The 13,897-nt window shown below is 65.0% G+C and carries 15 protein-coding genes; 8 read left to right on the forward strand and 7 right to left on the reverse strand.

What is annotated here, in order from left to right:
* Positions 1-81 precede the first annotated feature (81 nt).
* Positions 82-459, forward strand: a complete 378-nt coding sequence (locus tag MWU77_RS08880; RefSeq protein WP_169686190.1) for a type II toxin-antitoxin system VapB family antitoxin — start codon at positions 82-84, stop codon at positions 457-459.
* Here the strand turns inward: MWU77_RS08880 and hemW are convergent.
* Positions 456-1,655, reverse strand: a complete 1,200-nt coding sequence (hemW, locus tag MWU77_RS08885) for a radical SAM family heme chaperone HemW (RefSeq protein WP_247273581.1) — start codon at positions 1,653-1,655, stop codon at positions 456-458. The two genes, MWU77_RS08880 and hemW, sit on opposite strands and share 4 nt — an antisense overlap.
* A gap of 407 nt (positions 1,656-2,062) precedes the next feature.
* Here hemW and MWU77_RS08890 point away from each other — a divergent pair, with 407 nt between their 5' ends.
* From MWU77_RS08890 to MWU77_RS08920, 7 genes are all read left to right on the forward strand, one after another.
* Positions 2,063-3,784 (forward strand): nitrite/sulfite reductase, encoded by a 1,722-nt coding sequence (locus MWU77_RS08890; RefSeq protein WP_247273489.1) that lies wholly within the window; start codon positions 2,063-2,065, stop codon positions 3,782-3,784.
* Positions 3,781-4,488, forward strand: a complete 708-nt coding sequence (locus MWU77_RS08895) for a phosphoadenylyl-sulfate reductase (RefSeq protein ID WP_169686184.1) — start codon at positions 3,781-3,783, stop codon at positions 4,486-4,488. The genes MWU77_RS08890 and MWU77_RS08895 overlap by 4 nt, the downstream gene beginning before the upstream one ends.
* Positions 4,485-5,429 (forward strand): sulfate adenylyltransferase subunit CysD, encoded by a 945-nt coding sequence (gene cysD / locus MWU77_RS08900; RefSeq protein ID WP_169686182.1) that lies wholly within the window; start codon positions 4,485-4,487, stop codon positions 5,427-5,429. Before MWU77_RS08895 ends, cysD begins: the two co-directional genes overlap by 4 nt.
* 2 nt (positions 5,430-5,431) lie before the next feature.
* Complete coding sequence (locus MWU77_RS08905; RefSeq protein WP_169686180.1) at positions 5,432-6,730, forward strand: sulfate adenylyltransferase subunit 1; 1,299 nt, start codon at positions 5,432-5,434, stop codon at positions 6,728-6,730.
* Positions 6,727-7,473 carry a sirohydrochlorin chelatase gene (locus MWU77_RS08910; protein WP_169686178.1) on the forward strand — a complete coding sequence of 249 codons (747 nt, stop codon included), beginning with the start codon at positions 6,727-6,729 and terminating at the stop codon, positions 7,471-7,473. The genes MWU77_RS08905 and MWU77_RS08910 overlap by 4 nt, the downstream gene beginning before the upstream one ends.
* Positions 7,474-7,604: 131 nt before the next feature.
* The gene (gene ppk2, locus MWU77_RS08915; protein WP_247273490.1) at positions 7,605-8,495 is read left to right on the forward strand and encodes a polyphosphate kinase 2; all 891 of its coding nucleotides are present in this window, start codon (positions 7,605-7,607) and stop codon (positions 8,493-8,495) included.
* A gap of 100 nt (positions 8,496-8,595) precedes the next feature.
* Positions 8,596-9,453 carry a universal stress protein gene (locus tag MWU77_RS08920; RefSeq protein ID WP_169686174.1) on the forward strand — a complete coding sequence of 286 codons (858 nt, stop codon included), beginning with the start codon at positions 8,596-8,598 and terminating at the stop codon, positions 9,451-9,453.
* Positions 9,454-9,462: 9 nt separating this feature from the next.
* Here the strand turns inward: MWU77_RS08920 and MWU77_RS08925 are convergent, their stop codons facing one another.
* The 6 genes from MWU77_RS08925 to MWU77_RS08945 all read right to left on the reverse strand — a co-directional run bounded on the left by MWU77_RS08925 (position 9,463) and on the right by MWU77_RS08945 (position 13,878).
* A complete protein-coding gene (locus MWU77_RS08925; RefSeq protein WP_169686172.1) occupies positions 9,463-10,467 on the reverse strand; it encodes a sulfate/molybdate ABC transporter ATP-binding protein in 1,005 nt (334 codons plus the stop codon).
* Positions 10,464-11,273, reverse strand: a complete 810-nt coding sequence (gene cysW / locus MWU77_RS08930) for a sulfate ABC transporter permease subunit CysW (protein WP_169686170.1) — start codon at positions 11,271-11,273, stop codon at positions 10,464-10,466. Before cysW ends, MWU77_RS08925 begins: the two co-directional genes overlap by 4 nt.
* On the reverse strand, positions 11,270-12,121 hold the full coding sequence (gene cysT / locus MWU77_RS08935) for a sulfate ABC transporter permease subunit CysT (RefSeq protein ID WP_169686168.1): 852 nt from the start codon (positions 12,119-12,121) through the stop codon (positions 11,270-11,272). The genes cysW and cysT overlap by 4 nt, the downstream gene beginning before the upstream one ends.
* 20 nt (positions 12,122-12,141) lie before the next feature.
* Positions 12,142-13,176, reverse strand: coding sequence for a sulfate ABC transporter substrate-binding protein (locus tag MWU77_RS08940; RefSeq protein WP_169686166.1), 1,035 nt, complete (start codon positions 13,174-13,176; stop codon positions 12,142-12,144).
* A gap of 235 nt (positions 13,177-13,411) precedes the next feature.
* Complete coding sequence (locus MWU77_RS25110; protein ID WP_374229841.1) at positions 13,412-13,507, reverse strand: Ms4533A family Cys-rich leader peptide; 96 nt, start codon at positions 13,505-13,507, stop codon at positions 13,412-13,414.
* A gap of 137 nt (positions 13,508-13,644) precedes the next feature.
* The gene (locus MWU77_RS08945) at positions 13,645-13,878 is read right to left on the reverse strand and encodes a hypothetical protein (RefSeq protein ID WP_247273491.1); all 234 of its coding nucleotides are present in this window, start codon (positions 13,876-13,878) and stop codon (positions 13,645-13,647) included.
* Positions 13,879-13,897: the final 19 nt, after the last annotated feature.

The raw sequence follows: 13,897 nt of genomic DNA on the forward strand, positions 1-13,897 counted from the left end.
GCGCAGTGTGCCGTACCCGATCAGTCTAATCGTGCGGGAACCGAACAGACCCATCCGCCACCCCGTGCGTAGTGTGGGCGCATGATCTTCAAGGGCGTCCGGGACGGAAAGCCGTATCCCGATCACGGCCTGTCGCTGCGCGACTGGTCGAGGATTCCTCCACGTCAGATTCGCCTCGACGAGATCGTCACCACCACGAAGGTTCTCGAGCTCGATCGACTCCTGTCGGAGGACTCGACGTTCTACGGCGACCTGTTTCCTCACGCTGTGCAGTGGAAAGGGGTGCTGTACCTCGAGGACGGGCTGCACCGGGCCGTGCAGTCCGCGCTACGGAACAGGCCGGTACTCCACGCTCGTGTCTTCGACTACGACGCACTCGCCCCGCTCTCGGGAGCGGCCTCCCCCGAGCAGACCGATCCGGCCGGTCCCGAGATCCTCGGCGAACCCCGGTTTTTCTAGCTCATTCGCGGGTCGGTGCCGAGCAGGATGGTCCGCACCACCCCGTCCGCGAGCAATCGGCCGCGGTCGGTGAGGATCAGGTGATCATCGGCTACGACGGCGAGGCCGTCGTCGACGACCGTCCGCGCCGCGTCGAGTTCACCGGCGTCCAGCTCTGCCAGTGGAAGTCCGGTGCGCAGCCGCACGGTGAGCATCACCGATTCGGTGTGGATGTCGGCAGCGGTCAAGGTCTCGCTACCGGCAACCGGTAGCTGCCCTTCGGCGAGCACGCCCGCATAGCGCCCGGGGTGTTTGACGTTCCACCAGCGCACTCCGCCGACGTGACTGTGTGCCCCCGGACCTGCCCCCCACCAGTCCCCGCCCTCCCAATAGCCGAGATTGTGACCGCATCTTGCCGAACGGTCCTCGGCGCGAGCCCAATTGGAGACCTCGTACCAGGTGAGTCCAGCTTCCGCGAGCCGGCGGTCGATGCGTTCGTACCGAGACGCGAGTACGTCGTCGTCGGGCGCAGGGAGTTCACCCCGCCGGACCCGGCGGGCCAGTGCGGTTCCGTCCTCGACGATCAGCGCATAGGCCGATACGTGATCCACGCCGGCGTCGAGCACGGCATCGAGCGACGCATCGAGATCGGCGTCGGTCTCGCCCGGGGTGCCGTAGATCAGGTCCAGATTGACGTGTCCGAATCCGGCCTCGCGAGCTTCACGCGCCGCGGCGACGGGACGCCCCGGAGTGTGCGTGCGGTCGAGCACCGCGAGTACGTGGGAGGCCGCCGACTGCATACCCAAGGAGATTCGGGTGTAGCCGGCGTCACGAATCCGAGCGAAGAACTCGGGCGACGTCGACTCGGGGTTCGATTCGGTGGTCACCTCGGCACCGGGTGCGAGCCCGAACGACGATCGGACCGCACTCAGCACGTCGGCAAGCCCGTCGGCGCCGAGCAGGGACGGCGTACCGCCACCGACGAACACGGTCTCCGCAGCCGGGGTACCGCGGCCGCTGCGGTCGAGCATTTCGGCGCCTGCGTCGAGTTCGCGCCGGAGTCCTTCCAGCCACGACTCGGGCGAGGCCGCGGACCCGAGCTCACCCGCGGTGTAGGTGTTGAAGTCGCAGTAACCACAGCGGGTCGCGCAGAACGGCACATGCACGTACACCCCGAACGGTCTGCTGCCGACGCCGTCGAGTGCGCTCGCCGGCAGTTCGAACCCGTGTCCCGCACCGGGCGCAGTGCGTTCAGCACCTAGTGCACTGCCGGTTCTCGTCTCACTCACAGCCTCCAGTGTTCCAGAGACCCGGCGAGCTCCCGTCGGCGCAGCGCGCCTACCTCGACATTTCCCCGATTTTTGGTGGAAATGCCTTCCGGATTCGGAAACAGCCCCGTGACATGGCACAATGTTCGCCATGACCGGACTCGGAGTGCGACTCGTGGCGCGACGCCACGTCGACCTCAAGCGTGTCTGTGCGTCTTTCTGTCTGCCCTGCGCCGCCTGTCGCTAGTTTCGGCACTATCCCCGGCACATCCCAGATCCCGCCGGGTCGAGGCGTGTTCGCATGAGGTCAGCCCCCTCGCGCCTTCGATCCGGTCCTTCGAATCCAGGAGAACTGCATGTCGTCGACCACCGACGTCGCTCCCGCCGCCGACACGGCACCCCCGGCTCGCCGCCGCTCGGCGAAGCCCACCAAGCGCCGCGCAGAAGGCCAGTGGGCGCTCGGTTACCGCGAGCCCCTCAACCCGAACGAGCAGACCAAGAAGGACGACAACCCGCTCAACGTTCGACAGCGGATCATCGACACCTACCAGCATGTCGGATTCGACAACATCGACAAGGCGGACCTCCGCAGCCGCTTCCGCTGGATGGGCCTGTACACGCAACGGGCCGAAGGATACGACGGTACGTGGACCGGCGACGACAACGCCGATCTCCTCGAGGCCCCGTATTTCATGATGCGGGTCCGCACCGACGGCGGCGTTCTCAACACCGCACAGGTGCGCGCGATCGCGGGCATCTCGAAGGATTTCGCGCGCGATACCGCCGACATCACCGACCGCCAGAACATCCAGTTCCATTGGGTCGAGATCGAGAACGTGCCGGAGATCTGGCGTCGCCTCGAGGCCGTCGGACTCGAGACCACCGAGGCCTGCGGCGACTGCCCCCGCGGAATGCTCGGCTCCCCCCTCGCCGGTCTGTCCCCGAACGAGGTGATCGACGCGAGCCCGGCGCTCGCCGAGATCAAGCGCCGCTACATCGGCAACCCCGAATACTCGAACCTTCCTCGCAAGTTCAAGACTGCGATCTCCGGACAGCCCGATGTCGTACACGAGATCAACGACGTCTCGTTCGTCGGCGTCGTTCATCCCGAACACGGCCCGGGCTTCGACTTGTGGGTCGGCGGCGGTCTGTCGACCAATCCGATGCTCGCCGAACGCACCGGCGCGTGGATTCCGCTGGATGAGGTCCCCGATGTGTGGGAAGGCGTCGTCGCGATCTTCCGCGATTACGGCTACCGTCGGCTGCGTTCCAAGGCACGTCTGAAGTTCCTCATCAAGGACTGGGGCATCGAGAAGTTCCGCGAGGTACTCGAGACGGAGTACCTGAAGCGGCCGCTGATCGATGGGCCGGCGCCCGAGACACCGCTCCATCCGATCGACCACGTCGGCCTCACCAAGCAGACCAACGGACTCAACGCGGTCGGATTCTCCGCCGTGTCGGGTCGAGTGTCCGGCACGACGCTCGACGTGATCGCCGACGCGATGGACGAGGCGGGCACGGACTCGCTGCGGCTGACCCCGTACCAGAAGCTGATCGTCGTCAACGTTCCGGACGACAAGATCGCCGGCCTCGACAGTGCTCTCGAAGGCGTGGGTCTGAGCTCGCGTCCGTCGCGGTGGCGCCGCAACCTGATCGCCTGCACCGGCCTCGAATACTGCAAGCTGTCGTTCACCGAGACCCGGAGCCGGTCTCAGAACCTCGTGCCGGAACTCGAGAAGCGCCTCGCCGAGCTCAATTCCCAGCTGGACGTGCCGATCACGCTCAACTTCAACGGCTGCCCCAACTCCTGCGCGCGCATTCAGATCGCCGACATCGGGTTCAAGGGAATGCTGGTCGACGATGGTGACGGAAACCAGATCGAGGGGTTCCAGGTACACCTCGGTGGCAGCCTCGGGTTCGATATCGGATTCGGACGCAAGCTGCGTCAGCACCGCATCCTCGCGCACGAGGCGACCGATTACATCGAGCGCATCGTACGCAATTTCATCAAGCACAGGAACGCAGGCGAACGCTTCGCCGAGTGGACCGTACGAGCAGATGAGGCGGATCTTCGATGACCACATCGACACACACCACCGACGACCTGCGAGAGCTCGCCGCGCAGGGGGCGGCAAACCTCGCAGGTGCGTCGGCTCAGGAATTGCTTCGCTGGACCGAGGACACGTTCGGTGACTCGTACATCGTCGCGTCGAACATGCAGGACGGGGTGCTGGTGCACCTCGCCGCCCAGATCCACCCCGGCGTCGACGTCCTGTTCCTGGAAACCGGCTACCACTTCCCCGAGACCCTCGGCACCCGTGACGCCGTGGAGCAGGTGTACGGGGTCAACGTGATCAATGCCGCAGCGAAGCAGACCGTTGCCGAGCAGGACGCACTGCTGGGCAAGGATCTGTTCGCCCGCGAGCCCAACGAGTGCTGCCGGCTGCGCAAGGTGGTGCCTCTGAAGGAGTCCCTGAGCGGGTATCGCGCGTGGGTCACCGGCATCCGGCGAGTCGAATCGCCGACGCGAGCGAACGCACCGTTGATCTCGTTCGACGAAGCGTTCGGACTCGTGAAGATCAATCCGATCGCCGCATGGTCCGACGAGGACATGCAGAACTACATCGACGAGCACGGGATTCTCGTCAATCCCCTCGTCGACGAGGGCTACCCGTCCATCGGGTGCGCCCCGTGCACGAACAAGCCACTTCCCGGGGCCGATCCGCGCAGCGGACGCTGGGCCGGCCAAGCCAAGACCGAATGCGGGTTGCACTCCTCATGACACTCATCGATACGAAGCCCAACGAAGAACGAATCAAGCTCGACGGCAACAAGTTCGACACCCTCGACGCCCTCGAGTCCGAAGCGATCCACATCTTCCGCGAAGTTGCGGGCGAGTTCGAGCGTCCCGTGATCCTGTTCTCGGGGGGCAAGGATTCGACCGTTCTGCTGCATCTCGCGATCAAGGCCTTCTGGCCTGCACCACTGCCCTTCGCGCTGCTGCATGTCGACACCGGCCACAACCTCCCCGAGGTGCTCGCATTCCGCGACCACGTCGTCGAGAAGTACAACCTGCGGCTGCATGTCGCGAGCGTCGAAGAGTACATCGCCGACGGCCGCCTCACCGAGCGGCCCGACGGAATCCGCAACCCCCTGCAGACAGTGCCTCTCCTCGACGCGATCTCGGAGAACCGCTTCGATGCCGTCTTCGGCGGCGCCCGTCGCGATGAGGAACGTGCACGCGCAAAGGAGCGGATCTTTTCGCTGCGCAACGCATTCGGCCAGTGGGATCCCAAGCGCCAGCGCCCCGAGCTGTGGAATCTCTACAACGGCAAGCATGCCCCCGGTGAACAGGTGCGTGTGTTCCCGCTGAGCAATTTCACCGAGCTGGACATCTGGCGCTACATCGCGCGCGAGAACGTAGAACTCGCAAGCATCTACTACGCGCACGAACGCCCCGTCTATCAGCGTGACGGTATGTGGATGACGCCCGGTGTGTGGGGCGGCCCGAAGGACGACGAGGAGTTGCAGACTCTCTCGGTGCGTTACCGCACGGTGGGTGACGGCTCCACTACCGGCGCCGTGCTGTCCGACGCCGCCGACAACGAGGCCATCCTGGCCGAGGTTGCGGCATCGCGCCTGACCGAACGCGGCGCTACTCGTGGCGACGACCGAGTTTCCGAAGCGGCCATGGAAGACCGCAAGCGAGAGGGCTACTTCTGATCATGAGCGACCTCCTTCGCCTGGCTACCGCCGGGAGTGTCGACGACGGCAAGTCCACCCTCGTGGGCCGCCTGCTGTACGACACGAAATCCGTTCTGGCCGACCAGATCGATGCCGTGACCCGTGCATCCGTCGACCGTGGCCTCGATACACCCGACCTGTCGCTCCTCGTCGACGGCCTGCGCGCCGAGCGGGAGCAGGGCATCACCATCGACGTTGCCTACCGGTACTTCGCCACCCCGAAGCGCAGTTTCGTGCTCGCCGACACCCCCGGTCACGTGCAGTACACGCGGAACACTGTGTCCGGCGCCTCCACCGCGCAGCTCGTCGTGCTGCTCGTCGACGCACGCAAGGGTGTGATCGAACAGACCCGCAAGCACGCAGCCGTGCTCGCACTTCTCGGCGTGCCCAAACTTGTTCTCGCTGTCAACAAGATCGACCTCGTCGAAGACCCGGCACAGGTCTTCGCCGACATCAGGGACGAATTCACCTCGCTCACGCGCTCACTCGGCTGGGCCGCCGAGGACGTGCAAGAGATTCCCGTGTCGGCGTTGCACGGGGACAACGTCGCCACCCGCTCGCAGAACACCCCGTATTACGACGGCCCGACCCTCATCGAGCACCTCGAGTCCGTCCCGGTCGACGCCGATACGCACGGACGGCACGATGTCGGCCTGCGGTTCGCGGTCCAATACGTGATCCGGCCCCGCACTGCTCAGTTCCCCGACTATCGCGGCTACGCCGGTCAGATCGGCGCCGGTTCGGTCCGTCCCGGCGACCAGGTCGTGATCCTGCCGTCCGGTATCCGCACGACGGTCGAGCGCATCGACACCGCCGACGGTGAACTCGACGTCGCGCATGCCGGTCGATCGGTGACGTTGATTCTGGCCGACGACGTCGACGTTTCACGTGGCGACGTGATCGCAGCGCCTGGAGCACCGGAGCCGATCGGCGAATTCGAGGCGACCGTGTGCTGGCTTGCCGAGAAGCCGCTGCGTCCGGGTGCTCGTCTGCTGCTCAAGCACGGCACGCGCACAACGCAGGCGATCGTCGGCACTCTCGAGGAGCGCTTCGACGAGCAGAACCTGACCTCTGTCCCCAACCCGGAATCGTTGGAACTCAACGAGATAGCACGGATCTCGGTGCGCGTCGCCGAACCGATCGCTGCCGACGACTACAAGGTCAACCGCCGCACCGGAAGTTTCCTCCTCATCGATCCGGCCGGTGGCAACACCCTTGCGGCCGGTCTGGTCGGGAACGGGCTCTCCGACATCGAGCTCGGGGATCACGTTCCCGCATGATCCCGCTGATCGCTGTCGCGCACGGCAGCCGTGACCCGCGCTCAGCGCGGGCCGTAGCTGCCGCGCTCGCAGCGGTCCGCGACCGGCATCCCGAACTCGATGTCCGGCTCGCGTTCCTCGATCTGAACAGCCCGTCGGTCCCGCAGGTGCTCGATACGGTGGCCGCCGCAGGGCATCGACAGGCTGTCGTCGTTCCGTTGCTGCTCGGCAGCGCGTTCCACGCGCGTATCGATCTTCCGGCGCTGCTCGCGGAATCCGCGATCCGCAACCCCTACCTCGACATCGTGACCTCCGAGATCCTGGGCGACGACGAACTGCTCGTGTCGGCGGCGCGCGACAACATTGTTGCCGCGGGCGTGTCGCGGGACGATCCGGCGGTCGGAGTCGCGCTCTGTGCGGTCGGTTCGCGCCGGGCCGGTGCGAATTCGTCGACCGCGATGGTCACACCACGCGTATTGGCCGGGACCGAGTGGAGTTCGGGCCGAACATGCTTCGCGACGGCGACCGAGCCGTCCGTGGAAACGGCACTGACGGAACTCTCCCGCGCGGGTGCGCGCACACTCGTGCTCGTGCCGTGGATGCTGGCGCCCGGACTGCTGTGGGATCGGGCGTGCGCCGCAGCCGAATCTCTTCGGGGCGTGCACATCGCGGCGACCCTCACCGATCATGCGGCCATCGGTGACGTGATCGTCGCCCGCTACCTGGCCGCCGTCGCTGCGTCCCGCATGCTCGTCGCCGCCTGACGGAGGTCACACGAGACACGGCATCCGCCACTGCGAGTGTTCGCGCGGTATTCACCTTCTTCGGCTAGAACGGTAGATATCCGTCCGTGGGCAACCCGTTCGCCGGGAATCCCGATCCGCGAGGAGAACGCGTGCAGAACGAGCTACGGCACTACATCGACCGTCTCCGCACCGAAGGCTATTCGGTCCGGGACGATCACGGCGAGGATCCCGACCTCATCGACACCCACGGACGCGCGGTCGACACCTGGCGTGAGAACTACCCCTACAAGAAGCGGATGGACCGCGCAACCTACGAGGTCGAGAAATACCTCCTTCAGATCGAGCTACTGAAGTTCCAGGCGTGGGCGCAGGAAAACAGGTCGAAACACATCATCGTGTTCGAAGGCCGTGACGCCGCCGGCAAAGGTGGCACGATCAAACGCTTCCAGGAGTACATCAACGTTCGGCATGCGCGTGTGGTCGCTTTGAACAAGCCGTCCGACCGCGAGTCCGGACAGTGGTACATGCAGCGGTACATCGAGCATTTTCCCACCGCAGGCGAGCTGGTGATGTTCGATCGCTCCTGGTACAACCGCGCGGGCGTCGAGCGCGTGATGGGGTTCTGCACTGACGAGGAGTACAAGCGGTTCCTGCGACAGGTGCCGTTGTTCGAGCAGCTGATCATCGACGCGGGAATCTCACTGACAAAGTTCTGGTTCTCGGTGACCCAGAACGAGCAGCGCACCCGCTTCGCAATTCGCCAGCTCGATCCTGTCCGTCGATGGAAGCTGTCGGAAATGGACCTCGAATCCCTCGACAAGTGGGATCAGTACACCGCTGCGAAGGAAGTGATGTTCCGGCGTACCGATACCGACCACGCGCCGTGGACCACCATCAAGTCCAACGACAAGAAGCGCGCCCGCATCAATGCCATGCGCTTCTTCCTCAACCAGTTCGACTACGACGACAAGGACAGCCAGGTCGTGTTCGCGGCCGACCCCAAGATCGTGCAGCGCGGAAAGGACGCGGTCGGCGACTGAACACAGTGCGCGGCGGTGTCCGTCAGGTACCGAGATCCTCGATCCCTGGCGGCCCGATGTGGTCTGTACCACACTGGTGGCAGAGTAAGGAGAGACCACCATGGGCACTACACCGAACAAACGGGGAATCGTGGCGGGCGTCGACGGTTCCGACAGTGCGCTCGGTGCGGCGCGCTGGGCCGCATCGATCGCGCTCCGCTTCGGCGAACCTCTTCAGCTGACACACGTCGTGCCGGAACGACCATCGAGCAACGGTGCCGCTGCAGGCCCGGCAGGAGATAATGCGCTCGACGCGGCGGAGGCCGCGGTGCGTGCTGCGCAACCCGAGGTCGTCGTCGAACGCACCATCGAAGTGGGTAAGCCCGCACAAGCCCTCGTCGAGAGGTCGGATGCCGCACGCATGATCGTGCTCGGCCACACGACGACGAGTGAGCTGCAGTCCATGTTCGCGGGGTCCGATGTCGTGCGCACTGCGAACCATGCGCACTGTCCGGTCGTGTCATGGCGCGGCGAGCCCGGTCCGACCGAACTCGACGGCAAACCCATCGTTCTGGGGGTCGACGGCAGCGCATTGAGCGCGAAAGCCATCGCCCATGCCTTCGAGATCGCGGACAAGGCGGGCGCGCCGCTCACCGCGGTGCACACCTGGACCGAACAGTCCACCCTCACGTACGGCGAAGGCTCACGATTCACCGACTGGGAGGCCTACCAGGAGCACCGGACCGCGGAACTCGCGGAGAGCCTGGCAGGCTACCGCGAGAAGCATCCCGACGTCGAGATCTCGTACAGCGTCGAGCGCGGCAAACCCGATGTGATGCTTCTCGAACATTCCGCGCACGCACAGCTGGTGGTCGTCGGCAGTCACGGACGCAGCACCATCGCGTCCGCGCTGCTCGGCTCGACCAGTCAGAATCTGATCCACCACTCGATGTGCCCGGTCCTCATCTGCCGTAGCTGAGGCTCCCGCCTAGTCGGCGCTCACCACAACGGGCCCACCGGGTGCGGCAGTGACCTGCGCGTACACCGTATCTCCGGCCTTCAGACCGAGTGCACGCGCATCGCCACGGGTGATCTGCGCGATGAACGGCTCGCCGGTGGCGGCGTTCGTCAACTCGACGCGCACCTCGAACCCGAGATGCACCACCCGTTCGACGGTGGCGCGGGCGACACCGAGTTCCTCCGTACCCGACGCCTGCGCGACCTCGAGTCCGGGTTCGTGACCGAGCCGGATGTCGTGCGGCCGCACGAGCCTGCCGTTGAACTTCGAGACGTTCCCGAGAAACGACATCACGAAGTCGTTCTCCGGGCGGTCGTAGAGATCCTCCGGCGTCCCGACCTGCTCGATCCGTCCTCGGTTCATCACGGCGATGCGGTCGGCGACATCCAGCGCTTCCTCCTGGTCGTGTGTGACCAGCACAGTGGTCACGTGAACCTCGTCATGGAGTCGGCGCAACCAGGTCCGCAGGTCGGCGCGTACCTTCGCGTCGAGCGCGCCGAACGGCTCGTCGAGCAGTAGCACCTGAGGGTCCACCGCCAGAGCTCGGGCGAGCGCCATACGCTGCCGCTGCCCACCCGAGAGCTGTGCGGGGTACCGATGCTGGAATCCGTCCAGGCCGACGACCTCGAGGAGTTCGTCGACCTTCGCCCTGATCTGCTGTTTCGGGAGCTTGCGGATCTTCGGACCGAACGCGACGTTCTCACGAACCGTCATATGCTTGAAGGCAGCGTAATGCTGGAACACGAAGCCGATCCCACGTTTCTGCGGCGATACGTGCGTGACGTCGTTGCCCGCGATGTGGACGGTGCCGCCGTCGAGGGATTCGAGCCCGGCGATCGATCGCAGCAGCGTCGATTTACCCGAGCCGGACGGACCGAGAAGGGCCGTCAACGAGCCGGGCGGGATGTCGAGGGAGACGTCGTCGAGCGCGGAGAAGTCGCCGTAGTTCTTGAACGCCCCGGTAACGGTGATCATGCTTTGGTGCTCCTCTTGCGGTCGAGCAATGTCATCAGCAGCAGGACCAGCACTGCGATGGCCATGAGCAGGGTGGCCGCGCTGTACGCGCCGAAGGTGTTGTGGTCGTCGATGTAGCGAGCATGAACGAGCAACGTGAGGGTCTGAGATACCCCGGGAAACCCGGACGAAACCATGATGACCGCACCGAACTCGCCGAGCGCGCGGGCGACGGTGAGGACGATGCCGTACGTCAACCCCCAGCGAATTGCCGGCAGGGTGATTCGCCGGAACGTCTGCCACTTGCCCGCACCCAGCGTCGCGGCGGCCTGCTCTTGTTCCTCTCCGATCTCGTAGAGGACAGGTTCGACCTCGCGCACCACGAACGGCAGGGTGACAAAGATCGTCGCAATGACCATGCCGGGGAGTCCGAAAATTACTCTGAATCCCAAGGATTCGAGCCCGCCGAGCCAGCCGCCCGCACCCCACAGCATGATCAGCGCGACACCGACGACGATCGGCGACACCGCGAACGGCAAATCCACGACGGACTGCAGAAGTCCGCGTCCCGGAAATCGTCCACGCACGAGCGCGAGCGCGACGACGATGCCGAACACGACATTGACGGGGACGACGATCGCGACGATGAGCAACGACAGGTTGAGCGCGGAGATCGCTGCGGGCGTCGAGATCGAGTCGACGAACGCCATCACACCGTTCTCGAAGGTGCGGTAGAGGATGACGCCGATCGGTACGACCAGCAGTGCCACCAGATAGCCCAGAGCGATCACACGCAGCGAGATACGCGAGAGCGGAGAGAGTTTCACGCGTCGCTCTCCTCACGGACACGACCGCGGTTCGCGACGAGCCGCAGCACGAACAGTGCCACGAACGCGATGAGCAACAGTGCCACCGAGACCGCCGCGGCGTTGACGGGCCGGTCGATCTCGATCTGCTGCTGAATGTACTGTGATGCCACCTGAGTCCGGCCGGGAATGTTCCCTCCGATCAGCACGATCGAGCCGTACTCCCCGATTGCGCGGGCGAACGCAAGCCCGACTCCGCCGAGGATCGCGGGCGCCAAGGTCGGTAGCACCACGGTCCGGAAAGTCGTGAAGTTGTCGGCACCGAGTGATGCCGCGGCCTCCTCGACCTCTCGGTCTGCCTCGATCAGGACGGGTTGGACCGACCGCACCACGAACGGCAGCGTGACGAACGCAAGCGCAACGACCAGACCGGGCTGTGTCGCGTTGAGCTGGAGACCGACGGGGCTCTGCGGTCCGTACAGCGCGAGCAGCACGATGCTCGCCACGATCGTGGGAAGAGCGAACGGCAGGTCGATCAGTGCGTTGACGATCTTCTTGCCCGGAAACTCGTCCCGTACGAGTACCCACGCGATCAATGTGCCCATCACCGCGTTGATCAACGCCACCACGACGGACACGGTGACCGTGATGCGAAGGGTGGCCAGCGCGTTCGGTGTAGTTACGGCGTCCCAGAATCCACCGAAGCCTTCCGCGAAGGCTTCGGTGGCCAGGGCCGCGAGTGGTAGCAGGACGATGATGCTCAGCCACAGGGTGGCGATGCCGATTCCGAGCGGGCCTACGGCCCCGGTTACTTTCGCGGCGGTTCGCCCACGCTGCTTCGGGGCGGGCGCTTCTACTGGCGTACTCACGGTCGGTTCTGCTTCCGGCTCTACTTCGTTGCGTTGTCGTAGATCACGGCGATGGCGCCGGTGCCTTCGGCAAAGAGCTCCTCATCGACGGCACCCCATCCACCGAGGTCGTCGATCGTCCACAACGTTTCGGGTTCCGGGAAGTCCGCAGAGAATTCCTCTGCAACGGCAGGGTCGACGGGCCGAAATCCGGCTTCACCCCACAGGCGCTGGGCGTCCTCTGTGTAGAGGAAGTCGAGGAATGCCTGGGCCTTTTCCGCGTTCGCTGAATCGCTGATCACCGCAGCCGGGTTCTCGATCTTGAAGGTCACCGGCGGCGTCACATGCTCGACCGGATCGCCGTTGCGCTCGATGAACAGTGCCTCGTTCTCGTAGCTGAGTAGCACGTCTCCGGTGCCCTGCAGGAACGTTTCGGTGGCCTCGCGACCGGACTTGGGCTGCACTTTCACGTGGTCCTGGACGAGGGCGGTCACGTAGTCGAGCCCGGCCTGCTGGTCCTGCCCACCGTTGCTCTTCGCAGCGTAGGGGGCGAGCAGGTTCCACTTCGCCGATCCCGAGCTGAACGGATTCGGTGTAACGACCTCGACGTCATCACGCAGAAGGTCGTCCCAGGTCCGGATATTCTTGGGATTGCCCTCACGCACGACGATCGTCACCACGGAACCGAACGGCACGCCCTTGTCTGCGCCGGTATTCCAGCCCTCGTCGATGAGACCCGCGTCGACGAGTCGTGTGATGTCGGGTTCGACGGAAAAATTCACGAAATCGGCGGCGGCGCCATCGCGTACCTTGCGCGACTGGTCGCCCGAGGGGCCGTAGGACTGCTGGAACACGACTCCCTCACCTGCCTCGGTCTCCTGGAATGCCGGGATCAACAGGTCGAAACCGGTCTTCGGCACCGCGTACGCATACAGGTTGACGGTGCCGCCGGAACCATCGGCGCCCGTGTCACCACCGACGGTATCGCTGGCTCCGCCGCCCGAGCACGCGGTCAAGAATGTGGACGTCGCGACGGCGAGCGCCGCCAGGCCGAGAAATGTGGAACGAATCGTCATCGTGGGTGCCTCCTGCAGGCTGTTCCGGACGGAACAGAGCGGACAGATCTGGGATTCGGGAAATCCGGGTCGATGTCATCACGAGACCGCAGCCACGGTCGCCCGCCTCACAGAATCGGGCAGGGCACAGCACTCGTCCGAAGCCGGTCCATTGGAGAACCGACGACAGGCGATACCACGGGGTCGCGAACCCGGTTGCCGGTGCGGTGGAACCGCTGACATCGGCGCGGGTGGATCAGCGACAACAACAGTCGATGTCGGCAACAGACGGCATGCCCACAGCAATCAACGCCAGTTCATGGCGTGCGCTGGGCAATGCGTTTGCAGACACTCGGCAGACTCTAGCAGAGCTTGAACGGGGGTCCAGCAGGAAGTTCGACGCCCGAGTTCTACAGCGTCAGCAACCACGCGACGACTACGAGAACGAGAAGCGCGATGAGCGCCAGGGTCACTCGCGAGCGTGGCATGTCAACAATCCTCCGTGTTCGGTGCCGATGGTGCTGTGTCTCCGTTCCGTGGAGACGGTCCGGGTTCGCCTCGCCCCAGCGCGGCGAAACCCGTCGCGATGACGCGGTCCAGCACCCAGGCCACCGCACCACCCAGCGGCACCATCACGATCAGCACCAAAGCGGTCTGGGGCACGAACGACAGGCCCGTGAGCCACAGTTCGAACCCGTCCCACCACGATGCCGCCCGTTCCATCCCGCCCACTGTAGTGCGT

It is taken from the genome of Rhodococcus sp. F64268, assembly GCF_023015605.1.
Taxonomy (GTDB): domain Bacteria; phylum Actinomycetota; class Actinomycetes; order Mycobacteriales; family Mycobacteriaceae; genus Rhodococcus.